The organism is Chryseobacterium sp. BGARF1 (assembly GCF_001677955.1).
In the GTDB taxonomy this organism is placed as follows: Bacteria; Bacteroidota; Bacteroidia; order Flavobacteriales; family Weeksellaceae; genus Chryseobacterium.
Genome location: NZ_LELA01000065.1, coordinates 48,485 through 72,260, shown reverse-complemented (window position 1 = coordinate 72,260; position 23,776 = coordinate 48,485). Strand labels below are relative to the sequence as shown.

General features: G+C 34.0%; 19 protein-coding genes. 2 read left to right on the top strand and 17 right to left on the bottom strand.

Translation table 11 applies throughout. From position 1 onward, the window contains the following. Positions 1-4: 4 nt before the first annotated feature. The 3 genes from AB671_RS13000 to pheA all read right to left on the bottom strand — a co-directional run bounded on the left by AB671_RS13000 (position 5) and on the right by pheA (position 2,119). Positions 5-352 (bottom strand): hypothetical protein, encoded by a 348-nt coding sequence (locus tag AB671_RS13000; protein WP_066679624.1) that lies wholly within the window; start codon positions 350-352, stop codon positions 5-7. A gap of 6 nt (positions 353-358) precedes the next feature. Further along, positions 359-1,060 (bottom strand): hypothetical protein, encoded by a 702-nt coding sequence (locus AB671_RS12995; protein WP_066679623.1) that lies wholly within the window; start codon positions 1,058-1,060, stop codon positions 359-361. A 222-nt stretch (positions 1,061-1,282) separates the two neighbouring features. Then, entirely contained in the window at positions 1,283-2,119 is an 837-nt protein-coding gene (gene pheA, locus AB671_RS12990; protein WP_066679622.1) for a prephenate dehydratase, read from the bottom strand. Positions 2,120-2,343: 224 nt separating this feature from the next. Between pheA and AB671_RS12985 the strand changes: the two genes are divergently transcribed. Then, positions 2,344-3,213, top strand: a complete 870-nt coding sequence (locus AB671_RS12985) for a DMT family transporter (RefSeq protein ID WP_066679621.1) — start codon at positions 2,344-2,346, stop codon at positions 3,211-3,213. A gap of 76 nt (positions 3,214-3,289) precedes the next feature. Here the strand turns inward: AB671_RS12985 and guaA are convergent, their stop codons facing one another. The 11 genes from guaA to AB671_RS12930 form a co-directional block, all read right to left on the bottom strand. Further along, on the bottom strand, positions 3,290-4,819 hold the full coding sequence (guaA, locus tag AB671_RS12980) for a glutamine-hydrolyzing GMP synthase (RefSeq protein ID WP_066679620.1): 1,530 nt from the start codon (positions 4,817-4,819) through the stop codon (positions 3,290-3,292). Between the two features lie 157 nt (positions 4,820-4,976). After that, positions 4,977-6,215, bottom strand: a complete 1,239-nt coding sequence (gene purD / locus AB671_RS12975; protein ID WP_066679619.1) for a phosphoribosylamine--glycine ligase — start codon at positions 6,213-6,215, stop codon at positions 4,977-4,979. 88 nt (positions 6,216-6,303) lie between these two features. Continuing rightward, positions 6,304-7,818, bottom strand: a complete 1,515-nt coding sequence (purH, locus tag AB671_RS12970) for a bifunctional phosphoribosylaminoimidazolecarboxamide formyltransferase/IMP cyclohydrolase (RefSeq protein WP_066679618.1) — start codon at positions 7,816-7,818, stop codon at positions 6,304-6,306. Between the two features lie 264 nt (positions 7,819-8,082). Continuing rightward, positions 8,083-8,655, bottom strand: a complete 573-nt coding sequence (gene purN / locus AB671_RS12965; protein WP_066679666.1) for a phosphoribosylglycinamide formyltransferase — start codon at positions 8,653-8,655, stop codon at positions 8,083-8,085. Positions 8,656-8,804: 149 nt separating this feature from the next. Continuing rightward, positions 8,805-9,797 (bottom strand): phosphoribosylformylglycinamidine cyclo-ligase, encoded by a 993-nt coding sequence (gene purM, locus AB671_RS12960; protein ID WP_066679617.1) that lies wholly within the window; start codon positions 9,795-9,797, stop codon positions 8,805-8,807. 279 nt (positions 9,798-10,076) lie between these two features. Next, the gene (locus tag AB671_RS12955; protein WP_066679616.1) at positions 10,077-10,628 is read right to left on the bottom strand and encodes an NADPH-dependent FMN reductase; all 552 of its coding nucleotides are present in this window, start codon (positions 10,626-10,628) and stop codon (positions 10,077-10,079) included. 133 nt (positions 10,629-10,761) lie between these two features. Beyond that, positions 10,762-11,490, bottom strand: a complete 729-nt coding sequence (locus AB671_RS12950; RefSeq protein ID WP_066679615.1) for a pirin family protein — start codon at positions 11,488-11,490, stop codon at positions 10,762-10,764. Between the two features lie 268 nt (positions 11,491-11,758). Further along, positions 11,759-12,289 carry a nuclear transport factor 2 family protein gene (locus AB671_RS12945; protein WP_082987307.1) on the bottom strand — a complete coding sequence of 177 codons (531 nt, stop codon included), beginning with the start codon at positions 12,287-12,289 and terminating at the stop codon, positions 11,759-11,761. A 17-nt stretch (positions 12,290-12,306) separates the two neighbouring features. After that, positions 12,307-13,356, bottom strand: coding sequence for a succinylglutamate desuccinylase/aspartoacylase family protein (locus AB671_RS12940; RefSeq protein ID WP_066679614.1), 1,050 nt, complete (start codon positions 13,354-13,356; stop codon positions 12,307-12,309). A gap of 18 nt (positions 13,357-13,374) precedes the next feature. Next, on the bottom strand, positions 13,375-14,370 hold the full coding sequence (locus tag AB671_RS12935; protein WP_066679613.1) for a bile acid:sodium symporter: 996 nt from the start codon (positions 14,368-14,370) through the stop codon (positions 13,375-13,377). 256 nt (positions 14,371-14,626) lie between these two features. Beyond that, positions 14,627-16,780 carry a glycoside hydrolase family 97 protein gene (locus tag AB671_RS12930; protein ID WP_066679612.1) on the bottom strand — a complete coding sequence of 718 codons (2,154 nt, stop codon included), beginning with the start codon at positions 16,778-16,780 and terminating at the stop codon, positions 14,627-14,629. Between the two features lie 168 nt (positions 16,781-16,948). Between AB671_RS12930 and metG the strand changes: the two genes are divergently transcribed. Continuing rightward, the gene (metG, locus tag AB671_RS12925; RefSeq protein WP_066679611.1) at positions 16,949-18,985 is read left to right on the top strand and encodes a methionine--tRNA ligase; all 2,037 of its coding nucleotides are present in this window, start codon (positions 16,949-16,951) and stop codon (positions 18,983-18,985) included. A 68-nt stretch (positions 18,986-19,053) separates the two neighbouring features. On the opposite strand, the gene AB671_RS12920 is transcribed toward metG, so the two are convergent. The 3 genes from AB671_RS12920 to AB671_RS12910 form a co-directional block, all read right to left on the bottom strand. Then, a complete protein-coding gene (locus tag AB671_RS12920; RefSeq protein ID WP_066679610.1) occupies positions 19,054-20,661 on the bottom strand; it encodes a glycoside hydrolase family 10 protein in 1,608 nt (535 codons plus the stop codon). Positions 20,662-20,823: 162 nt separating this feature from the next. Then, positions 20,824-22,269, bottom strand: coding sequence for a T9SS type A sorting domain-containing protein (locus tag AB671_RS12915; RefSeq protein WP_066679609.1), 1,446 nt, complete (start codon positions 22,267-22,269; stop codon positions 20,824-20,826). A gap of 108 nt (positions 22,270-22,377) precedes the next feature. Next, positions 22,378-23,775: an MFS transporter gene (locus AB671_RS12910; protein WP_066679608.1), complete on the bottom strand. Its 1,398-nt coding sequence runs from the start codon at positions 23,773-23,775 to the stop codon at positions 22,378-22,380. Position 23,776 lies beyond the last annotated feature (1 nt).

Below are 23,776 nucleotides of genomic sequence, written 5' to 3'. Positions count from 1 at the left end.
AAAATTATTCTGTAAATCTAGATTTATAAATTCTATTTATAAATGGGAATGTAGGATTGAATTCGACTGTAAGTTCTTCCCCTATGAGAAAATTTTCATTATCACTTTCGTTCTTGTATTCTTTTCCTTGATATTCAAAACTATAAGAGTATACAAAGTCTCCGGTTAAATGTGATCTCCTCATTCCATTTTTTTCATCAATAATTTTTGCAATTACTTTTTCTGTCTTAAATAGATTCAAAATTGGTTTATAAATCACCAATTCTTTTAGAAAGAATAAAAAAACTAAGACTAACACTACTATTTTAAAAACTAAATACTTATCATTCTTTATAGCATTATTTTTCTTCATATTTATTTAAATCACCTTAAAAACCGTCAATAACAAAATTAAAGTCTGCCATACTAAAATAAGATAGAAAAATAGTCGACTTGGTTCTGAAATATCTTTAAGCTTATCGATAATTTTATTTTTTAAGATTTCGGTAAAGCTTACATTTTCATCTTTAAAATCTATTTCGTCAAGTTCAACTTTTTTGAAACCATAAATAATGATTTTTTTGAACCATTTATTTTCTTTAGAATCTCTTATTTCCTGTAAAATTTTTAGCTGAAGCTTGGCTTTATCTGTTCCCTTTTGAAATAATTGAGGCTGATTGGCTTTTACTTTATTTAAAACCCTGTCAATCATCGGGAAAAGTATTTGTTCGCCTTTATCAGCAATCAATCTGTTGATCGTGCGAGCTATCACATATTTATTTCCTAATGTGAAAAGCAAAAATGGAGCTCCAAAAGCAGTTAGAATAGTTAATCCAAAAGAAATTGGTCTTGCTGCAAACAATACTAAAATGGTAGCTTGCCCATTAGTATGAACCGGTCCTCCTCCATTATTAAAAGTTTGAGCAATAATTAAAATGATTGTAATGATGCATAAAATAGCAATAGAAATTTGCCCGATAAGATTGATTTTGAGGAAGCTCAATGTCGCACGGCTTATAAGTTTGGCAACATATTTAAATTCATCATTAATACTGTTTTTAGATTTTAATTTATCTATCATCTGTGAAAATTTTGGAAATGTAAATTACAGAAATTTTAGCAATTATTGTTTATCTAAATTTCAGTAAGCCATTATTTTCATTTATTCAGATTCAAAATATATCAATTTTAAGCAAAATAGTTTCAAATTACACTTAATTATTCCAATTTGACAGACAAATTTATTTCACCAAAATATTAAGTTGTAAGCTTAAATAGCATCCAAATTAAGGATTTAAAAAATCTATTCTTCAAAAACATATTCATTATAATGTCCTAAAAATTTCACATTAGAGCCTAATGAAATAATTTCGTCGATTGCATTCTGGGACAGAACATTGTGCCATTCACTTGCTACATTGATGAAGAAAAAATAATTTCCCAAACCGGTTTTTAGTGTTCTGCTTTCGATTTTAGAAAGATTCATTTTTCTCCAGGCAAAAACAGAAAGTACCTGATGAAGACCTCCTGCATGGTCTTCGGGAAGTGTAATGATTAGAGAAGTTTTTTCTGAAGTTCTGGGTAAAGGAATATTCAAAGCAGATTTCGTTTTTGAAATCACAATAAACTTGGTATGATTCTGTTCAAAATCCTGAATATTTTCATGAATAATTTTTAAACCATACAATTTTGCAGAATATCGGTTGGCAATTGCTGCCCATTTTTCATGAGGATTTTCGGAAACCAGCTTTGCTGAAGCCGCTGTAGAACTGAAATCCTGCGACGGAATATCTTTAAAATTTTCGTATCTGAAATGAAAAGTCTGCGCCAAAGCTTGAGGATGAGAAATGACTTTCTCAAAAGTTTCGTTATCGGGATGAATCATCAAATGATGCGCAATCGGCATCACCAATTCGGTTTCGATAAAAACTTCAAAATCATAGAGATAATCGAGGGTCATCGAAACTGTTCCTTCAATAGAGTTTTCTAATGGAACAACGGCTTTATCTACTTCATTATTTTTCACCGCATTAAAGCAATCTAAAATACTCGACTGAGGAACTAATTCTTCACTCGGGAAAATCTGAGACGCCGCCAATTGCGTGAAACTGGCTTGTGGACCGAGGTATGCTATTTTCATAAGACAAATGTAAAAAATATTGAGCAAGTCATTTTAACTCTCACAAATTTTATTGTTATATTTGCTCATTATTTAAAATTCATGAACAGAAAAAGCTGTCTTCCTCCTCCTACGCCTTAATAAATACTTATTTTGAAGCACATTCGTTACCAAATTTCTTTGGTACTATTTTTTTGTGCTTTCATCACATTCAATTTATTTATTAACAGGCAAAGACCTTTTTCATGAAAAAATCATATCTAATACTGCACATTGCAGTTCTTTTGGCTGGATTCACAGGTGTATTCGGTAAACTCATCACCCTTAGCGAAATTCCGTTGGTTTGGTACCGGGTTTTATTTTCGGCTATATTTTTATTTTTAAGTTTAAAAATTTTCAAAATTGAAAAACTAAAGTCTTCGAAAGAAGCTTTTAACATTGGAAAGATTGGGCTTCTCATTACCATTCACTGGATATTTTTTTATGCGAGTATAAAATATTCCAACATTTCAATCGGCGTTGTATGTTATTGTCTGACCAGTTTTTTCACTGCGATATTTGAACCCTTAATCAATAAAACAAAGTATAAATTTGTTCAGCTTTTCCTTAGTGCGCTTACTTTATTTGGAATTAGTCTGATTTTTCATTTTGATGCATCGTATCAAATAGGAATTATTCTGGGTGTAATATCTTCAGCATTTGCAGCATTGTACACTATTTATAATGAAAGATTGGTTCAGAAATATGACAGTCAGGTCATCAATTATTATCAGATGTTGAGCGGAACTTTAGGATTAACTGCATTATTGCCTTTTTATTATTACTTCTTTCCAAATGAGCAATTTATCCCCAATTTGAAAGACACTTTTTATCTAATATTATTGGCTTTATTTTGTACAGCTGGCTTGTATGTACTTTTTGCTGAATCGCTTAAAAAACTTTCAGCTTTTACAGTGAATTTAAGTTTTAATTTAGAACCTATTTATGCAATTATTATCGCTTTTATATTTTTTGATGAAGGACGAGAAGTAAATACTTCATTTTATTTCGGATTGGCTTTTGTGATACTATCTGTGATATTACAATCTATTATTTCAAGGAAGAAAAAGAAATAATTCAAAATTATTTAAAATAAAACAAAAAATCCTACCTAAAATAAGGCAGGATTTATATTTAAAACTCAAGTCAAGATTATTCCCACTCGATTGTTGCAGGCGGTTTGCTTGAAATATCGTAAGCTACTCTGTTGATCCCTCTTACTTCGTTGATGATTCTGCTTGAAACAGTATCTAAGAACTCGTAAGGAAGTCTGCTCCACGTTGCCGTCATAAAGTCGATTGTGTTGGCTGAACGAACAACCGCAGTGTATTCATAAGTTCTTTCGTCACCCATTACTCCAACAGATTTTACAGGAAGAAGTACCACGAAAGCCTGAGAAACTTTCTCATACAAATCGTTTTTGTACAATTCTTCGATGAAAATATCATCTGCTTCCTGAAGGATTTTCACTTTTTCAGCATCTACAGCACCCAAAATTCTGATTCCTAAACCAGGACCAGGGAAAGGATGTCTGTGTACCAAATGATGAGGAATACCCAATTCTTCACCTACTTTTCTTACTTCGTCTTTGAACAATTCTCTTAAAGGCTCCAATAATTCAAACTCCATATCTTCTGGAAGTCCGCCAACGTTGTGGTGAGATTTGATTACTGCAGAAGGACCGTTTACAGACTGACTTTCGATAACATCAGGATAAATTGTTCCCTGAGCTAAAAATTTAGCACCTTCAATTTTATGAGATTCTTCGTCGAAAACATGAATAAACTCGTTCCCGATGATTTTTCTTTTAGCTTCAGGATCATCAACTCCGGCTAATTTAGATAAGAATCTTTCTTTAGCATCAACAAGTTTGATATTCATATGAAAATGCTCACCGTAATTCTGCATTACTTTTACATCTTCATCTTTTCTCAATAATCCTGTATCAACGAAGATACAAGTCAATTGATCACCGATTGCTTTGTGAATTAACACTGCAGCAACAGAAGAATCTACTCCACCAGAAAGACCAAGAATCACTTTCTGATCACCTACTCTTTCTTTAATTTCTGCAACTGTTTTTTCGATATAGTTGGTCAATTTCCAGTTTTTCTCAGCATTACAGATTGGAAAAACGAAATTTTCTAACATTTTCCCACCTTCTTCTGTGTGAGAAACTTCCGGGTGGAACTGTACGCAATAGATTTTTTTCTCTTCATTTGAAATTGAAGCGATCACCCCCGATTTTGCATTTAATTCAAAACCTGCAGGCAATTCTCCCACTTCGTCAAAGTGGCTCATCCAAACAATAGAATTGTTGGTTACCCCTTTTAATAGAGAAGATTCTTTTACGATCTCTAAATGTGCTTTTCCATATTCTCCTTTTTCTCCTTTGTGTACTTTTCCACCTAAAAGATGTGCTGTAAGCTGCATTCCGTAGCAAATTCCCAAAACAGGAATTCCTTGCTCGTACAATTCTTTTTCAACCAAATGAGCGTTTTCTGCATTTACAGAACTTGGCCCACCAGAAAGGATAATTCCTGCCGGTTGCTTTTCTAAAATTGTTTCTAATGGTGTATTGAAAGGCAGAATTTCAGAGTAAACACCCATCTCACGGATTCTTCTTCCGATAAGCTGGTTGTACTGAGATCCGAAATCTAATATGATAATACCGTTGTTCATTTTTATAATTGATTTGTTTTTAAATGATATCAGATCTAAGATATCAGACAACAGACTTTTTAGTCTGCACTCTCCAATCTTGTATCTGACATCTAAATTCTAACTGCTTTACAAAAAAAGACTTGGAATAGTTCCAAATCTTTTTTCGTGATTTATTTTAAAACTTTCCGATGTCTTCTCTGTAGAAGCCGTAGTCGAAATGTACGTGACTTGCATCTTCGTACACTTTTTTACGAGCATCTTCGTAAGTTGCTCCAGTTGCAACGATATTTAAAACTCTACCGCCGTTAGAAACTACTTTATCTCCTTTTTTGATGGCACCTGCGTATAAAAGCTGACTGTGTCTCACTTTTTCTTCACCAGTGATTTCAAAACCTATTTCCATATTTCTAGGATAACCACCAGAACACATTACCAGACAAACTGCTTTTTCGTCTTTAAATTTAAGTTTGATCTCTTTACCGTCCATACAGTCGTTGATTACATCAAGAAGATTATTCTCCATCAACGCCATCAAAACCTGAGTTTCAGGATCACCAAATCTCATGTTGTATTCTAATAAGTAAGTTCCGTTCTTGGTAATCATCAATCCGAAGAAAATCATTCCTTTGAAAGTGAAACCTTCAGCTTTAAGACCTTTTACGGTAGGATTCAAAATATTATTTTCGAAATCTACGTAATGTACTTCAGTAAATTCCGGGCTTGGAGCCACTGATCCCATTCCTCCTGTATTAGGACCTGTATCGCCGTTTCCTACTTTTTTGTAATCTTTAGCAGCAATACATGGGTATATTTTTTCACCATTTGAGAATGCAATAATTGACGCTTCAAAACCTACTAAATATTCTTCGATAACCAAACGGATTCCTGCATCGCCATAGATTCTTCTGATCATGAAATCGTGAATCGTAGCTTCTGCTTCTTCCAAAGTTTCGCAGATCACAACTCCTTTTCCACCAGCAAGTCCGCTAGCTTTGATTACTAAAGGATATTCCTGATTCTGAACATATTCTTTAGCTTCAGGATAAGAATCAAACACTACTGCTTTAGCCGTTTTGATATCATAGGTCTGCATAAACTTCTTAGAGAAAGCCTTACTTCCTTCAAGACTTGCCACTTTTTGATTAGGACCAAAAACTTTAAGATTATGTTTCTTAAATTCATCCTTCAAACCAGCTACCAGAGGAGCTTCAGGACCTACAATAGTAAGATCTATCTGCTCTTTAATTGCAAAATCTCTAAGTTCCTTAATCTCTGATAAATGAACATTTTTTCCTATCGCATCGGTAGTTGCATTTCCGTTGGCGAAAAACATATGACTCACTCTAGAATCTTTCTGAAGTTTTGCTGCCAAAGCAGATTCTCTTCCACCTTCACCTATGATTAATATTCTCATACTTTATTTATTATCTAGTCTATTTTACAAATATATAATTTTGAATGCTATAAATACAATCTCAAATTATTTTTTAATTCTATTTTAATTAATGGAAAAAATGTCTAATTCCAGTAAACATCATCGGAATTTTATGCTCATTGGCTGCTTCGATGCTGTCTTGGTCTTTTACACTTCCACCCGGCTGAATAATTGCCGTAATACCTTCCTGAGCGCAGAAATCTACCACGTCACGGAAAGGGAAAAACGCATCAGAAGCTAAAACTAAATCTCCTGTGAATTTCTCTTTTGCTCTTTCAATTGCTTGTTGAGTTGCCCAAATTCTGTTAACTTGTCCGCCTCCGATTCCGAAAGCCTGGATTCCGTTAGAAACTACAATTGCATTAGATTTCACATATTTTACGACTCTCTGAGAGAACAATAATGCTTTTTTCTGTTCTTCGGTAGGCTGTGTTTCAGTAACCACTTTAATATCATCAGAGAAAATACTGTCGTTGTCCTGAACCAAAATTCCACCGTCAACCTTTACCCAAGTTTGTTTGTCTGAAACAGGGTTTACAATCTTTATAATTCTTAAATTTTTCTTTTTTCTTAAAACTTCCAAAGCTTCATCATCAAAATCCGGAGCCATTACAATCTCAAGGAATGTTTTGTTTAATTCTTCAGCTGTTGCAGCGTCGATTTTGTAGTTCATTGCAACAATTCCGCCAAAGATAGAAACAGGATCACACTCGAAAGTTTTTGCATAAGTTTCTAAAGCCGAAGTTCCGATGGCAACTCCGCAAGGTGTAGAATGCTTCACGGCACAACAAGCCATTTCTTCTTTAAATTCTGTAACAACTTTCCAGCAAAGATCCATATCACGAAGATTATTGAAAGACAATTCTTTACCTCCTAATTGCTCGAAATCTTTCATTGCTCCATTTTCGAAAGTAGAAGCATAATATGCTGCAGTTTGATGAGGGTTTTCACCATATCTAAGGTCAGCTACTTTTTTGTAAGAAGCGCTTAAATAAGTTGGATATTCTTCATCTAAAAGCATTCTTGAAATTGCTGCATCATAAGCTGAAGTCAAATTGAATACTTTTCCTGCTAATCTTTTACGAGTTTCGACAAGTGTATCACCATTCTCCTCCATTTCGACTTTCACTTTCGCATAATCTTCAACGTCAGTAAGTACCGTTACAGAATCGAAATTTTTAGCAGCTGAACGAAGCATTGAAGGCCCTCCAATATCAATAAATTCTACCTTTTCGTGAAGAGGAATATCTTTGTTCACATTTTCAAAGAAAGGGTAAAGATTTACGATCACCATATCAATTAAACCGATATTGTGCTCCTGAACGGTTTTCATGTGCTCTTCATTAGCACGAACTGCCAATAAACCACCGTGAACTTTTGGGTGTAAAGTTTTCACTCTTCCATCCAACATTTCAGGAAAATCGGTTACTTCATCAATCTGAATTGGATTTAAACCAGCCTCTTTCAAATGTTTGAAGGTCCCGCCTGTAGAAATCAATTCATAATTTTGGGATTCCAAAAACTGTGCGAATTCTGTTAATCCGCTTTTGTCAGAAACACTGATCAAAACTCTCTTGCTCATAGATTTTTAATTTTTTGTAAGTAAAAATCGCAATTGCTGCGATTTTTACTCATTTTTACTTTGCCCTTTCGGGACTTTTCACTTTTTACTTTTTACAGTTATTTCAAACTGTAGACCGGTTCTTTCACCTCCGATCTTACTTTTACTTAGATCTTTCACTTTTCGAAATATTTTTTAATCAATCTAAGGGTGTCTTTTATTTAATATAACAATGTATCAGTTTAGCAATGTAACAATTCTTTTAATTAGTAAATTGTTAGATTATTAGATTGATACATTATTCAATACTTTATTTATCGCTATTGGAAAAATTTCATATTCAATCAAATGAACTTTTTCTGCAACAGTTTCAGGAGTATCGTTTTCTGTAACTTCAAATGATTTTTGAAGAATAGCTTCTCCTTCGTCGATTCCTGGAGTTACAAAATGTACGGTTGCTCCGCTTTCTTTTTCTTTAGCTTCAATCACCGCATTGTGAACATGATGTCCCCACATTCCTTTTCCACCAAATTTTGGAAGCAAAGCAGGATGAATATTGATTATTTTCCCAACCCAATTTTCACAAAACTCTGGTTTTAGAATTGATAAAAATCCTGCCAATACGATTAAATCTGTATTTTCGGGAATGATTTTACTCAATTCACTGCTGAAGTTTTTTCCTCTCGGAATCAGAACGTTTTCTATGTTATGATTTTTTGCTCTTTCCAGTCCAAAACATTCTCTGTCGGCAACTACCAAAGATACTTTTGCATTCTGGATCTCTCCATTATCAATGGTATCAATAATTCTCTGAAGATTGCTTCCTGAACCTGAAACTAAAATGACTATATTTTTCATTTTTATTTTGTGAGCCTTGTCAAGGTTTGAAACCTTGACAAGGCTTTCTATATTATTAACTAGCCCCGATTGCAGCGACATCCTTTTTCTCAATGGCTTTAAAAAAAAGCGTTGGCGAAAAAGATATAGCGGAAAGCGGGATCAAGCTCCTAAAATTTTAAATCTATTTTTTCAGATCCTTCTGTAATCTCTCCGATTTCGTAAGCATCATCAAGAAGGTGTAAAACTTTCTCAGCATGTTCTGCATCGACAACGATAATCATTCCAACCCCCATATTAAAGGTTCCGAACATTTCTTCATGAGCTACTCCACCTCTTTTTTCCAACTCAACCATAATACTTGGAATTTGGATCTTTGAAGCATCAATTGAAGCACACAAACCATCACCAATAATTCTTGGGATATTTTCGTACAAACCACCGCCTGTAATGTGAGCGATACCTGCAACTTTTACTTCTTCGATTACCTTGTGAATATCTTTATAATACAATCTTGTAGGAACCAAAAGTGTCTCATACAAAGGTTTTCCTTCGAATTCTTCGTTAAAATCCGGGAACACTTTTCTTACCAAAGAAAATCCGTTTGAATGGAAACCTGAACTTGGCAAAGCAATGATTTTATCACCCGTTTTAATCTTTGAACCGTCAATGATTTGGTCTTTTTCAACAATTCCTACGCAGAATCCTGCAACGTCATAATCTCCAGGCTTGTACATCCCCGGCATTTCAGCAGTTTCACCACCGATAAGCGCACAGTTGTTGTCTTTACAAGCTTCTACCATTCCTAAAACGATTTCTGCAGCAATCTCGGAATCTAATTTTCCGCAAGCTAAATAATCAAGGAAAAACAATGGTTTTGCACCGTGACAAAGGATGTCGTTTGCACACATTGCGAAACAATCAACCCCGATAGAATCATACTTTTTTGAATCTAAAGCTACTTTCAGCTTCGTTCCTACTCCATCAGTTCCTGAAACCAAAACAGGATTTTTGTATCCTCCGATTTCGTAGAAAGCTCCAAAACTTCCCAAATGGTTCAAAACATTGGAATTGTGAGTTTCACCCACCGCTTTTTTGATCTTGTCAACGGTTTTGTAACCTTCTTCTTTGTCTACTCCTGCAGATTTGTACGTGTTGCTCATGTTTTTATTTAGATTTTTTAGATATCAGATATCAGATTTCAGACTTAATAAATCTTGCATCTCACATCTTATATCTTTATGTCTTTTTAATATACTTTTTATTCAAATTTAGAAAATAAAAAAGCCGACAATCTTGGTAGATTATCGGCCGTTATTTTATGTCAGAATTTCAGAGTCCACAGTTTTCCCTTTTTTGGAAGAACATTCTTTAAAAGTGGTCTGAATTTTCATTACTTTTTCTTTTTGCAAAGATATTAATTTTATGTTAATATTCAAATGCTATTTTTCTAAGATTATTTCAACAGCAGAAATCTTTGCTATTTTTTCTTTTAACTCACTGTTTTTCTCTGCATTAGAAATCACATTTGCTTCTTTATCAAAGTTATCATTAAAAAATGGAAGCGTAAAAGTATCAATAATATTTCCTCCATGTAATGGAAAACGCTTTTCTGCAGCTTCCAAAACTCCCAAGCCACCTCTTCCACCAGGAGCTGTAGCCATTAATAACATTGGTTTCTCATTCCAAACAGCTCTTTGCTTGATTCTTGAAGTCCAGTCAAAAACATTTTTAAATGCTGTAGAATACGTTCCATTGTGCTCTGATAAAGAAACCAAAAGCATATCTGCAGCATCTATTTTTTCGGCAAAGTTTTTTGCTTCCTGCGGAACTCCACTTTCCACTTCACGCTGATGTTTGTAGATTGGCATTTCGAAGTCGTTCATATCAACGATTTCTACTTCTGCACTTTCGATTAGTGAAGCTGCGTAAGAAACTAATAATTTATTAATTGATGTTTCGGAATTACTTCCTGCTACTGCTAAGATTTTCATTGTATATTTAAATTTGTCTAAGTTTTAATGTATTATTGTTGAAGTAGTACTTAAACCACCCCGTCAAAAATTCTTTCGAATTTTCGCCACCCCTCCAAAGGAGGGGAATTTTTATTCGGCAAAAATATTTTAATTATTTTAAATAAGACGGTAATTCCATTGGAACTTCCATTAAAAGGATTTCTGTATCTTCTGTTGCTTCGATGTTGAAACTTTGGGTATCCCAGATTCCTAAGCCGTCTCTTTCACCTAAAACTCTATCGCCTACTTTTGCACTTCCTTTTAAAACAAAAGCGTAAACACCATTTCCTTTTTTATTGACCATATAGTTTTTACCATTTCCTTTGGTAAATTTAGCCAAATTAAACCATGCATCCTGATGAATCCAAACTCCAGCATCGTTTTTATTAGGAGATAAAATCTGTTGAAACCCATTATCTTTTGCTCCGTTTGTAATGCTTATTTGGTCATATCTTGGCTCTACTCCAACTTCTCTTGGGAAGACCCAGATCTGTAAGAATTTTACAGCTTCATCTTTATTTTTGTTGTATTCGCTGTGTTGAACTCCCGTTCCTGCGCTCATTACCTGGATTTCTCCTTTTTTGATCACTGCAGTGGTTCCCATAGAATCTTTGTGTTCTAAATCACCTTCCAAAGGAATAGAAATAATTTCCATGTCTTTGTGAGGATGTGTTCCGAAACCCATTCCCTGAGAAACGGTATCATCATTCAAAACTCTTAAAACTCCAAAATGGGTTCTTTCAGGATTTTGATATCCTGCAAAACTGAATGTGTGATAAGAATTTAACCAACCATGATTGGCGTGACCTCTGGAATCTGCTTTGTGATAAACTGTTTTCATATCTTTATTATTTATTTGTTATCTAATTATTATAATTGCTTTTAATTATGATACAAATGTACAGCTTGCAGATTCCGGAATTGTTGACGTAGGATAAGAAAGGATTTTATGTTGTGAATGATGATTTTTGAATTGTGAATTGTCAATTTTCTTCGAAGTGAATTTTAATCATAAGTTTTGGCTAAAGCCATTTTTACATACCTATTAAAAAAGCGGACTAAAGTCCGCTCCTATTGATGAAATTATTGAGTTTATATCGTCAAATAATTTATTTTTTATTGTTTTTCAGTTCCGTTAAAATATCGTCTTCCATTGCAGATTTTTCAGCAACCACTTTATCGACAAGATCATTTGGAATGGTCATAGAAAGTACATATTGTTTAACTTTCCAGGCTCCGTTTATTTTTTCTACAACTCCGGAACCTCGGCAGATTTTCATTTGAGTATCCAGCAATTCGTCAAACCAAGCCAATTTTCCGTCTTTGCTGAAATAGATATTTCTTTTAACGGAAGTGAAATTCCATGTTTTTTTCTTGTCGAAATGCGGTTTTGCCCAAGTTTTAAATTCTTGCTTATTCCAGATTTCTGTTGCGTCGGTTCCGATAAATGTAGATTCATCAGCAAAAAAACTGAAGTATTTTTCAAATTCTGCATTGGCTGCAGCAACATTGAAATCATCAAGCATTTTTGAGATTTCAGTTCTTTCTTTTTCAAATTTCGCATCTTTAGATTGGGCCGAAAAGCCTGAAAAAGCAAATAGGAAGATTGCTAGAGCAAAGAAAAGTTTTGTTTTTTTCATTATAATAGATTTATATTTTATTCATTATATCCGATACAAAAAAGAGTTTCGCCTTTATTTACTGGCGGAGTTCCTACTTTGTACAAAATAATTCCGGTGGTTTGCGAAACGATATCATGTTTTTTGGTTCCAAATTCGTCGGTAATATAGCCTAAAATCTGATTCTTTTTTACTTTATCTCCACTTTTCAGTTCACTATAAAAGATTCCGTTTTCAGGAACTCTTATATAATCTTGTTGGTTTAAAAGAACGATTGATTTTTGATTGACCTTTTTTGATTTTCTCGTCGCATAATTTCCAGAATTTTCAAGCATGTTGTAAACCGCAGTTTTGATCAAATCAACATTGTCTTTCTGTACTGTTCCCAGTTTTCCGGCTTCAATACTCAAAGCTGTAATTCCCTGCTGTGTAGCTTCTTTGAAAGCATATTTCGCAGGTTCATTCGCAGTTAAAGTGTAAGGATAAGAAACAATATATTGAATTCCTGATCTCACCGATAATTCATGAGCTTTTTTGGTGTTTTCAGGCATATCTTTTCTGTCGTAATAGCAAATAAAAGGCAATAAATCTTCATTAGCATCACCACCATGAATATCTAAAAAAATTGTTGAATTAGGAATAATTTCTTTCGTGATCAAGTGTGCAATCTGCTCGGTTGGACTTCCGCTTTTTAAACCCGGAAAAGCTGTATTTAAATTTTTGCCATCCAATGGATTTACAAAAGGAGTTCTTTTTTGAAAAGATTCAACATTTGCGATTGGAATAATAATTAAACTTCCATTTATATTTTCGGGTTTTATTTCGTTTAATAATTCCTGAACAGCAATAATTGGTGGATATTCGTAGCCATGAATTCCTGCGACAATCGTGAAAATCGGACCTTTTTCTTTTCCTTTAATAATCGTAACCGGTAAATAAGTTTCTTTTAAATCACTTTTAACAGAAAATACCGTGTCTTTTCTGAAAGAGCCATTTTGTTTTAAAATTTCCTTTACTGATTGAGATTTCAACATTGTAAAAGAAGCAAAAGCTGATAATACAACCGTTTTGGAGATTAATTTTATCATTTTTAAATATCATTAAATTTAAGATGCTGTAATTTCCATTCGTTTTGCAATTTTATTCGCCAACCAACTTACGTAGAACAATTGAAAACTGTGATAAACCATTACAGGAAGCAAAAATAAAACTTTTTGCTCATCCGGAATTCCTAAAACAAGAAGAAACAAACTTCCGTGAACCAAAGATTTTTTTGATCCGCAAAAAGTAGCAGTGATAATTTCTTTAGGTTTAAAATTCATTTTCTCAGCTAGAATTTTAAGAATATAATATACTGAAAAAAACAGAAAAACCACACTCAACGCTAAAATTACAAACACCAGTGAAGGAACTGAAGCAAAAATATTTTCAATAAATGCACTCGAAAAACTTTCATACACGATCAATAAAATAATCAGTCGGTCAAATTCTGCAATGATACTTGAATATTTTGTCACCCACTTTTTGAAAACAGGATTCAGCAAAATCCCTAAAATAATCGGAAGTAAAACTTTTAATAATAACTGTTCGATAATTTCAATTTGATCTCCACCTTCTCCATTTGAAGTCAGGAAAAAACTCATCAAAAGCGGAGTCATCACAATCCCGATAATTCCTGAAATGGATGCATTAAAAATCGCTGAAGTGACATTTCCTTTTGCAATAGAAACCATCACAACCGATGAAGAAACGGTTGATGGCAAACTTGCGAGAAAAAATAAGGAAAGCCAAATGTTGTAATATTGAGAATCTTTTACGAATGGATATAAAATTAAGACCAGTAAAGGAAAAATAATAAAAGTGCCTGACTGGATCAGCAAGTGTAATTTCCAATTGGAAACATCTTTTACGACTTCTTTCAGATTTAATTTTAAACCATATAAAAGAAAAATCCCAGCAATTCCCCAATCGATAAATCCTGAAAGATCAAAATACTGGTTGTAAGATCCTTTAAAGGGAATTAGTTTCGCCATTAAAACCATAGCAACCAATAAAAAAAGAAAAGTATTTTGCTTGGTGAAAATTTTAGTAATCAGCTTCATTCAATATCATTTAAAATAAAAGTTTGAGTACATAACAAAAAACTTAACCGCAAAAGAATCAAAAGAAATGATTGAAAAAAAAGAAGTTCAAAAGTACTCAAAATCTAAAATTCGCATTTATAGTTTGTTTTGCTAGCTTTTGAATAACTTATTTACTCGTAAAATCTTTTGTCACTTTTGTGGTTAAAAAATATCATGTACAAAAATAAAAGTCCTTAAAGTTTTTGGCTTTAAGGACTCTAAAATTACAAATTATTTATTTTACAGGCTTTATGGAAACAGCAAAACCACCGCTTCGAACCATTTTAAAATTTATTTTAGATTTACTCGTGATTTGCTTTTTGTAGATGTTATAACTTTGAGGATTATCGATATAATCAGCGTCTTTTCCATCTTCATAAATGATTGCTTCGTATTTTTTTCCTTTATCTAAAAATGAAAAATCTACGGTATATTCTCGTTTGTTTTCATCGGTAATTCCACCAACAAACCAGTTTTCTGTGCCTTTTGCTTTTCTCGCTGTGATTACATAATCTCCCGGTTCTGCCGAAAGAATTTTTGTATCATCCCAATCTGCCGCAACATCTTTGATAAACTGGAAAGCATCCATGTGTTTCGCGTAATTTTCCGGTAAATCTGCAGCCATTTGTAAAGGCATATACATCGTTACATACAGTCCCAATTGTTTTGCCAAAGTGGTTTTCACAAAACGTTTATCTCCGGGAAAATAATAATCTAATTTAGTTTGGAAAATTCCCGGCGTATAATCCATCGAACCGCCCATCCATCTTGTAAATGGAAGAATTGTCTGATGATCAGGGTTATTTCCGGCAAACGCTTCGTATTCTGTTCCACGAGCGGCTTCTGCTGAAATATAATTCGGATAGGTACGACTTTCTCCTCCCGGGCGAACTGATTCGTGAGAATTCACCATAATTTTATAGTCATTCGCTTTTTCTACAATTCTGTAATAATGATTGATCGTCCATTGTGAATAATGATGTTCTCCTCTCGGGATTATATCGCCTACATAGCCCGTTTTCACAGAAGTGTACCCGTATTTATTCATCAACTGAAAAGCCTGATCTGCCCATCTTTCGTAATTCGTTGCCGAACCGGAAGTTTCGTGATGCATAATCAGTTTAATTCCTTTTGAATGTGCATATTCATTCAGTATTTTAATATCAAAATCCGGATAAGGAGTCAAAAAATCAAAAACATATTCTTTGGAGTGACCGAACCAGTCTTCCCACCCAATATTCCAACCTTCGATCAACAAACCGTCGAAACCGTTTGCAGCGGCAAAATCAATATATTCTTTAACTCTTGTAGTATTAGTTGCGTGTTTTCCGTTGGGTGTTAATTTAGAAAAATCAGTGACTCCAAGATGCACATTATCTGCTGTAGAATACGCCCACTGCGCTTTTCCGATAATCATTTCCCACCAAACTCCCATATATTTTGTAGGTTTTATATAAGAAGTATCGGTATATTTTGTAGGCTCATTTAGATTAAATAACATTTTTGAGTCCATCAACTCTTCCGCTTTTGGCGAAACAATAATCGTTCTCCAAGGCGTTATATAAGGAGTCTGAATGTAACCTTTTGCACCTTGTCGATCTGCTGTAAGATGCGTTTTAAATTTAAAATTTTGAGCATCAACCTCAAGATGTGAAGCTGCATAATTGAGAACTGCCGCTTCTGCAATATTGATATACAAAGGTTCTTTTCCGTTCTTTTTTAACATCAACGGCGACTGAACTGCATTTTTAATTAATTTCTGGGAAGCATTAGAGTCAAAAGCTTTGTCCCATCTTGCAGGAATTTCAGAGATATTGGTTTCCTGATATCTGTATTCCTGAGAATCGTAATCGGCAACCATCCACCAAGCTTTCATGTCGGTTGGAAAATCAAACTCTGAATCTTCTTCTTTAATGATAAAATAATTCAGATTTTTCTGTTGCGGAAATTCATATCTAAAACCTAAACCGTCATTAAACAGTCTAAACTTTACGACAATACTTCTGTCTGTAGAATTTTGATTCAGCGTAACCGCCAATTCATTATAATGATTGATGTAATTTTTCTTTTCACCTAAAACAGGTTGCCAGGTTTCGTTTTTTGAATCTCTTTTTTCAGAAGTTTTTACGAAGTCATTATTCAAATCAAATTTTGCATCTTCAGTTTTAGTAATTTCTGAGGCAAATGTTACCGAAGTATCTTTAAAAAGCCTTAAACCTAATTTAGAATCTTCAACAACCGTAGATCCGTTGTATTTTAAATTGTAAAAAGGAACTCCGTTTTTGAGCTGGAAATTCATTTCAAATTTTCCGTCCGGAGATTTCAGAGATTGTGCATTCGCACCTGCAAACATCATCGATAATAAAACCGCAGCAACTGTAATTTTCATTTTATTGAATATTTATAAACTTTAAAAATAAAAAATTAGAACCAACAATTGGCATTAATTCAGATAAAGATTCTTTAGTTATAAAAATTGCACACGATATTATAGCGTCTAAATCGGGGAATTTTGGCAGATTATCTTTATCTTTGCAGACTTAAAACTATACTATAAATGTCAAACAGAAAGATGATTACGGCGGCTTTGCCATATGCAAACGGACCGGTTCATATTGGGCATTTGGCTGGAGTTTACATTCCTGCAGATGTTTATGCGAGATTTCAGAGAAGATCGGGAAAAGATGTTGCTTTTATCTGCGGAAGCGATGAACACGGAATTCCTATTACCATAAGAGCTAAAAAAGAAGGTGTTACCCCACAAGATATCGTTGATAAATATCACGAAATCATCAAAAAATCTTTTTCAGATTTAGGGATTTCTTTTGATGAATATTCTAGAACAACATCGGCTAATCACCGTGAAACAAGCCAGGATTTCTTTAAAGTTCTTTATGAAAAAGGGAAATTTTCGGAAGAAATGTCTGAGCAATATTTCGATGAACAGGCTAATGAATTTTTGGCTGACCGATATATCGTTGGAACTTGCCCGAACTGTGGTAACGAAAACGCTTACGGAGATCAGTGTGAGAAGTGTGGTTCTACCCTTTCTCCATCAGAATTGATCAATCCAAAATCGATGTTGAGCGGAAACGTTCCTATTTTAAAAGAAACAAAAAACTGGTATTTACCATTAAATGAATACGAAGACTTTCTGAACGAATGGATCATTGAAGGTCATAAAGACGACTGGAAACCGAACGTTTACGGACAGGTAAAATCTTGGTTGAATGATGGTTTAAAACCTCGTGCGATGACCAGAGATTTGAACTGGGGCGTTCCTGTTCCACTTCCCGGAGCAGACGGAAAAGTATTGTATGTTTGGTTTGATGCACCGATCGGATATATTTCTTTCACCAAAGAATGGGCAGCGAAAAACGGGAAAGACTGGAAAGATTATTGGCAAAGTGAAGAAAGTGATTTGGTTCACTTTATCGGAAAAGATAATATTGTATTCCACTGTATTATTTTTCCTGCGATGATGAAGGCTCACGGAGATTACAAAATGCCGAAAAACGTTCCTGCGTTTGAATTTTTGAACCTTGAAAACGATAAAATTTCAACTTCCAGAAACTGGGCAGTTTGGGCACATGAATATGTTGAAGAATTCCCTGGACAGCAAGATGTTTTGCGTTATGCATTGCTTTCTTCAGCTCCTGAAACAAAGGATAATAACTTTACTTGGAAGGATTTCCAGACTAAAAATAATTCTGAATTGGTTGGAATTTTCGGAAACTTCATCAACAGAGTTGCGGTTTTAATTCATAAATATTATGATGGAATTGTTCCTCAAGGTGATGTAAATGCTCCGGAATTAGCGGAAATCAACAAATCAGCAAAAGAAATTTCAGGATTCTTAGAAAATTATGAATTCAGAAATTCTCTGACGGCTTTAATGAATTTAGCACGTTTCGGAAACCAGTATCTTCAGGCTGAAGAACCTTGGAAAACGATTAAAGATAATCCTGAAAAAGCAGCGCAATCTTTATTTGTCGGAGCTCAGATTGCTGTTGCTTTAGCGCAATTGTGTGAGCCGTTTATGCCTTTCAGTTCTGAGAAATTATTGAACATGTTTAATGTTCAAAAATCAGATTGGAATACTGTTGAAACAAAAACTGTTTTAATTGAAACCGGTCATCAAATCAACGAATCTTCTCTTCTTTTCTCGAAAATCGAAGATGATGTTATCGAAGCTCAGATTCAGAAATTAGAAAATACAAAACAAAGCAATAAAAAAACAAATCCTAACGCCAACCCAATGAAAGAGGAAATACAGTTTGATGATTTTACAAAAATCGACTTGAGAACAGCAACGATTATTGAAGCTGAAAAAGTAGAAAAAGCAGATAAATTATTAAAACTAACTGTTGACACAGGTGTTGATGTAAGAACTGTAGTTTCAGGGATTGCAGAAAGTTTCACCGCAGAAGAAGTGATTGGAAAACAAGTCATGATTTTATTAAATCTTGCTCCAAGAAAAATCAGAGGAATTGAATCTCAGGGAATGTTGCTATTGACGACAAAACCTGACGGAAAATTATCTTTCGTAACACCGGACGACAGCAATGTTGAGAACGGTATTGAGATTGGATAAATTTCTACATTTAGATATAAAAAAAAAAGACGCAAATTTTGCGTCTTTTTTTTGTTCTTGGTATTTCTTTAATTAATTTTCTTCGCCATATAATCGCTTTCATTTCCTAAACGGTCAATCGCTTTTATCGCAATGGCATTCAATTTTTTGCCGTCTTTAAACTTAGGAACTTCTTTTGAAAGGTTATCCAAAGTAAGTATTTCGGTTTCCCAAACTCCGTTGTACTGAGTAAAAAGAACCCAGTGAAAAACATTTCCTATATTTTTTGTACTCCAGCTCGTTTGTATAGAGCTTCCGTTATCATTGATGAATAATGTTGGTTTTTCTAAAGGAACTGCTTTTATCCAAGGACTTTTCGGAGTTAAAGCTTTTTCTTTGTAAGGTCCGTTCTTTAAAGTCGGAAGCATGTTTGAACTTTTCGTTAAACCCGCAATACTCCAATGCACTTCTCCAGCATCATCTTTTAAAATCTGTCTTGATAATTCCACCTGATTTTTAATTTCGCCCGGTCTGTCAGAAACTTTCACTTCAACCGTATTTAAGCCTGGCCAAAGATGACGATTCATTGTATTTTCAGATTTCCACCAATTTAAAAGAGAAGCAAAAGCTTGCCCTTTCGAATCGATCGGCCAATAAAGCTGTGGCGAAAAATAATCTACCCAGCCTTTATTCAGCCATAATTTAGCATCAGCAAACAGTTCGTCATACTGCGAAGATCCTACAATTCCTTCCGGATAACCTGGTTTCCAGATCCCGAATGGACTGATTCCGAATTTTACGTAATTTTTCTCGGCGTGAATTTCCTTATAAATTCTTTCTACAAATTGATTTACCTGATCTCTTCTCCAATCTGGTCTTGAAAGTGTTCCGCCAGATTTTTGATACTCGCTCCAGCTTGCATGATCTGGAAAATCAGCTCCTCTATTGTATGTTGCGTACGGATAAAAATAATCATCAAAATGTATTGCATCCAAGTCATATCTTTTCACCAAATCTTTTACAACATTCGAAACATGCCCTTGTGTTCTTGGATCTGCGGGATCTAACCAATACATCCCATTTTTCAGTTTAATGGTAATATCTGATAGTTTATTCACCATCGACTGTTTTGAAACCGGTCCCCCATTAGAATGATGCGCCCTGTAAGGATTCAGCCAAACATGCAGCTCCATTCCTCTTTTATGGGCTTCTTCAATCCAAAACTGCAACGGATCATAATTTGGATATGGTGGTTCTCCTGTTTTTCCGGTCAAGAAATAAGACCAAGGCTCCAATTCGCTTGTATATAAAGCATCTGCAGACGGACGTGCCTGAAAGATTACTGCATTAAAATTATTGTCCTGAAGCATATTCAACATATTGATTGCTTCTGCTTTTTGCTGATCTACAGAAAGATTATTTCTTGAAGGCCAGTTGATATTCGCAACACTCGCAATCCATACCCCACGGAATTCTCTTTTAATGGCTGGAAGATTAACTTTAAAATCTTCTACAACAGGAATCGCTGCGATAGGTGGAACTGTTTTAGGATCTGGATTTCTAAGCGTATTATTTTTTGAAGTTTTTACTGTTTTTACAGTACTTGATTTGGGTGAGTTTTCTCTCACAGCACATGAAGTACTGAAAGATGCAAACAAACCTAATATACAGACTAATTTTACTTTAGTGATTTTCATATTTGATTCCAAAAAAAAGGATTTCCGAATTGTTAAAAGACAAAACTAATGATATAAAGATAATTTTGGAAATATCAAACTGTAAAATTTAGTTAAAACAAAAAAGTGCAGAAAGATCCTGCACTTGAAAGTATAAAAGTTTAATTAGAATAAAATTTTCAATTAATGTATTTTGATAAGTTTTTTATTTATCACACCCTTTTTCGTTATTATCTTTAAAATATAACTTCCTTTTGGAATATTTAAAGTAGCCATTTCTTTTTTATTTGTTGATAATATTAATGTACCAGAATAGCTGTATAAATCCATTTTTAGTATTGATTTTTCTTCATCTTTAACGGTTATTGAATTACCAAATGGATTATTAACTATAATTGTATCATCTGCATTATTTTCAATGGTGCTTAAAGTAGACTGAGTTTCTGTAATATTATATTTTATAACTGAAATATTATTACCAGTTACCCCAACCACATAAATTGCATTGCCTTTGCTGTAAAGTTTCACATAAGATAAATAGGGAGGGATTCCTGAGTCCGTAAAAAATTGCTGAGAATTTACATTGACTTGATTTCCGTTTTCATCATATGCTAAAAAAGCAGGAGTGGTAGAAGTAGAAGATGGATCTATGAATTTCCGTCCTAATATGAGGTAATTTCCATTGGGAGTATAAGTAAAATCTGTACTACCGTAGTTAAAATTTGGACTTATAGGCAATTCTATATATGCAATATTCCCAAAAGACTCAGTAACAAGATTTTCATCTGTTTTCATTAATCGCACACTTGTATTCATAGAGGGATTATTGGGTGCAGGAGTAAATCTAAAGTAATAAAGACCATAATTATTTTTCGCCTTAGCTCTATAAACTTCATTGAACGAAGTACTGTTGCTATAGATTGAAGCTTCTTCTTTTTCAAGAATATTTGCACTATAAATATCCATTCTCTTTGTACCTGCAAAATTATCATAGTATAATTTATTACCTTTAGTTGCAATAGGCTCTAGAGAATAATAGTTACTATTATTGAATGCAATAACCCCATTATTGCCAATTGCTGAATCCACATTTCCTGATTGTAAATATTTTATGAATCCGTCATGTTTAGCCAATAATAGACCTCCATCTTCAGTTGAGGTAAAATAACCATCACTGATGCCGAAATTATATGAAAATACTCCATTATTGGAGAAAGCAGTATTAATAGTTCCGTTCGGATTATAGCCTACAATATGATTATTTGTTGGAGATGTAAAGGGGTCTGCATAATTAATATAGAATTTTCCCCCTGCACCTTGTAAAAGCCTATTTATAATATTAGAACTATTATCTAATTGAAGGTAGCCATTTTGTGAAAAATTGCTATCTAAAGTTCCGTCTGGTTTTAGTTTAATCAGATATCTATTGAGAACAAGATCATTCATTGGATCATTTGTTACTAATAGAGAATTATCCTCTTGAATAAACATCATTACACTACCATCGCCTCCTTGATTATAAGTAAATACACCATTATTTCCGAAGGAAACGTCTCTTTGTAATTGAATTTGCCCATTAAAAATACTGCAAAGACCAATTACACAGCCAAAAATTAAATATTTTTTCATCGTTTTGAATTTTGATTAAAGTTAAAAAAATTAATATAAAAAAAGTGCAGAAAAAAAATTCTACACTTTTAATTAAATATTGAGAAAAATATCCTATCCTTTTGAAAGCTACTTTTGCGAAATGGATGAATTTGCTGTTTCCATATTGTCTTCATCCGTCAAATCTGTTTTATAGGTTTCAGGAATAAATAAAACGTTAACGATAATAGCAATAATAACTAATAAAATAGGATAAGCCAATCCGATAAAAGGGGTTAAAGCAGCACTTACCACGAATGAAGTTTTAATAAATTCCGTGACGAAAGTTGTCGCTCCACCGATGAAACCGTTCCCCATATTCTGAGCAAATCCCATACTTGTATATCGTATTTTCGTTGGGAAGATTTCCAGCATAAATGCGCCCAGAGGCCCATAAGTTGCAGCTCCTGCTACGGAAAGCAAGAAGCTAATCCCCATAATTTTCAATGTTGCAGCCGTACTGATTGCATGAACTTCCGTTAAACCTTCAGGATTTCCGATTTCCATAAATAAGTAGAATGAGGTTGGAATCAATATTAAACTTGAAATTAAACCACCAATCAATACTTTTTTACGTCCGATTTTATCACTTAAAGCCCCAAAATACTGGTAGAAAAATGCGCTAAACAGTGTTACAACTCCAGTAATTAAAAGCACGGTTGTGTATTCTAATTTTACCGCTCTCTGCATGAAAAATAAGGTCACAAATAAACTGGTCTGCATCACAGAACTTTGGGCAGCATTTCCTCCAAGGATAGCTTTCAGCATTAATTTCACATTCCCTTTTGTGGTAAAAGCCTCTTTAACAGGCGACTTACTTGTTTTACCCGCTTTTTTAAGTTCTTCAAAAACAGGGCTTTCGTGTAATTTTTTCCTGGCAAAATAACTTAACAAAACCAAAACAGAACTTAATAGAAAAGGAATTCTCCATCCATAGCTATTAAAATTCTCCTCAGTCATTACAGAACTTGTCACAAAAATTACACTCAAACAAACCAATAATCCAATTGGAACTGTTGCCTGAATAAATCCTGTATAAAAACCTCTTTTATTTGCCGGCGCATGTTCTGCAACATAAATTACAGCTCCCGCATATTCACCACTAATTGCTAAACCCTGCATCAATCGGCAAACCAAAAGCAAAATCGGGGCTGCCCAACCAATGCTTGAAAAATCAGGGATACATCCAATTAAAAACGTAGAGGCACCCATTAAAATTAATGATAGTAAGAAAGAATATTTTCGTCCTACTTTATCCCCGATATTTCCGAAAATAAGCGAACCAATTGGTCGGAACATAAATGATGAAGCGACTACCGCCAAAGTTTCCAAAAAGTGAGAAGATCCATCTGCCGGGAAAAGATTCACGGCAAGCGAACCAGCTAAAATAATTGCCAGAAACATATCGTACCACTCAATCAGCGTTCCTGCAGATGAAGCAATGATTACCGTAAGGATATTGTTTTTAGGCTGTATTGTATTATCCATA

Excerpts from the sequence above, each read along its gene's own strand:
- AB671_RS13000 (WP_066679624.1), bottom strand. The coding sequence starts at position 352 with ATGAAGAAAAATAATGCTATAAAGAATGATAAGTATTTAGTTTTTAAA.
- AB671_RS12995 (WP_066679623.1), bottom strand. The coding sequence starts at position 1,060 with ATGATAGATAAATTAAAATCTAAAAACAGTATTAATGATGAATTTAAA.
- pheA (WP_066679622.1), bottom strand. The coding sequence starts at position 2,119 with ATGAAAATAGCATACCTCGGTCCACAAGCCAGTTTCACGCAATTGGCG.
- AB671_RS12985 (WP_066679621.1), top strand. The coding sequence starts at position 2,344 with ATGAAAAAATCATATCTAATACTGCACATTGCAGTTCTTTTGGCTGGA.
- guaA (WP_066679620.1), bottom strand. The coding sequence starts at position 4,819 with ATGAACAACGGTATTATCATATTAGATTTCGGATCTCAGTACAACCAG.
- purD (WP_066679619.1), bottom strand. The coding sequence starts at position 6,215 with ATGAGAATATTAATCATAGGTGAAGGTGGAAGAGAATCTGCTTTGGCA.
- purH (WP_066679618.1), bottom strand. The coding sequence starts at position 7,818 with ATGAGCAAGAGAGTTTTGATCAGTGTTTCTGACAAAAGCGGATTAACA.
- purN (WP_066679666.1), bottom strand. The coding sequence starts at position 8,655 with ATGAAAAATATAGTCATTTTAGTTTCAGGTTCAGGAAGCAATCTTCAG.
- purM (WP_066679617.1), bottom strand. The coding sequence starts at position 9,797 with ATGAGCAACACGTACAAATCTGCAGGAGTAGACAAAGAAGAAGGTTAC.
- AB671_RS12955 (WP_066679616.1), bottom strand. The coding sequence starts at position 10,628 with ATGAAAATCTTAGCAGTAGCAGGAAGTAATTCCGAAACATCAATTAAT.
- AB671_RS12950 (WP_066679615.1), bottom strand. The coding sequence starts at position 11,490 with ATGAAAACAGTTTATCACAAAGCAGATTCCAGAGGTCACGCCAATCAT.
- AB671_RS12945 (WP_082987307.1), bottom strand. The coding sequence starts at position 12,289 with ATGAAAAAAACAAAACTTTTCTTTGCTCTAGCAATCTTCCTATTTGCT.
- AB671_RS12940 (WP_066679614.1), bottom strand. The coding sequence starts at position 13,356 with ATGATAAAATTAATCTCCAAAACGGTTGTATTATCAGCTTTTGCTTCT.
- AB671_RS12935 (WP_066679613.1), bottom strand. The coding sequence starts at position 14,370 with ATGAAGCTGATTACTAAAATTTTCACCAAGCAAAATACTTTTCTTTTT.
- AB671_RS12930 (WP_066679612.1), bottom strand. The coding sequence starts at position 16,780 with ATGAAAATTACAGTTGCTGCGGTTTTATTATCGATGATGTTTGCAGGT.
- metG (WP_066679611.1), top strand. The coding sequence starts at position 16,949 with ATGTCAAACAGAAAGATGATTACGGCGGCTTTGCCATATGCAAACGGA.
- AB671_RS12920 (WP_066679610.1), bottom strand. The coding sequence starts at position 20,661 with ATGAAAATCACTAAAGTAAAATTAGTCTGTATATTAGGTTTGTTTGCA.
- AB671_RS12915 (WP_066679609.1), bottom strand. The coding sequence starts at position 22,269 with ATGAAAAAATATTTAATTTTTGGCTGTGTAATTGGTCTTTGCAGTATT.
- AB671_RS12910 (WP_066679608.1), bottom strand. The coding sequence starts at position 23,775 with ATGGATAATACAATACAGCCTAAAAACAATATCCTTACGGTAATCATT.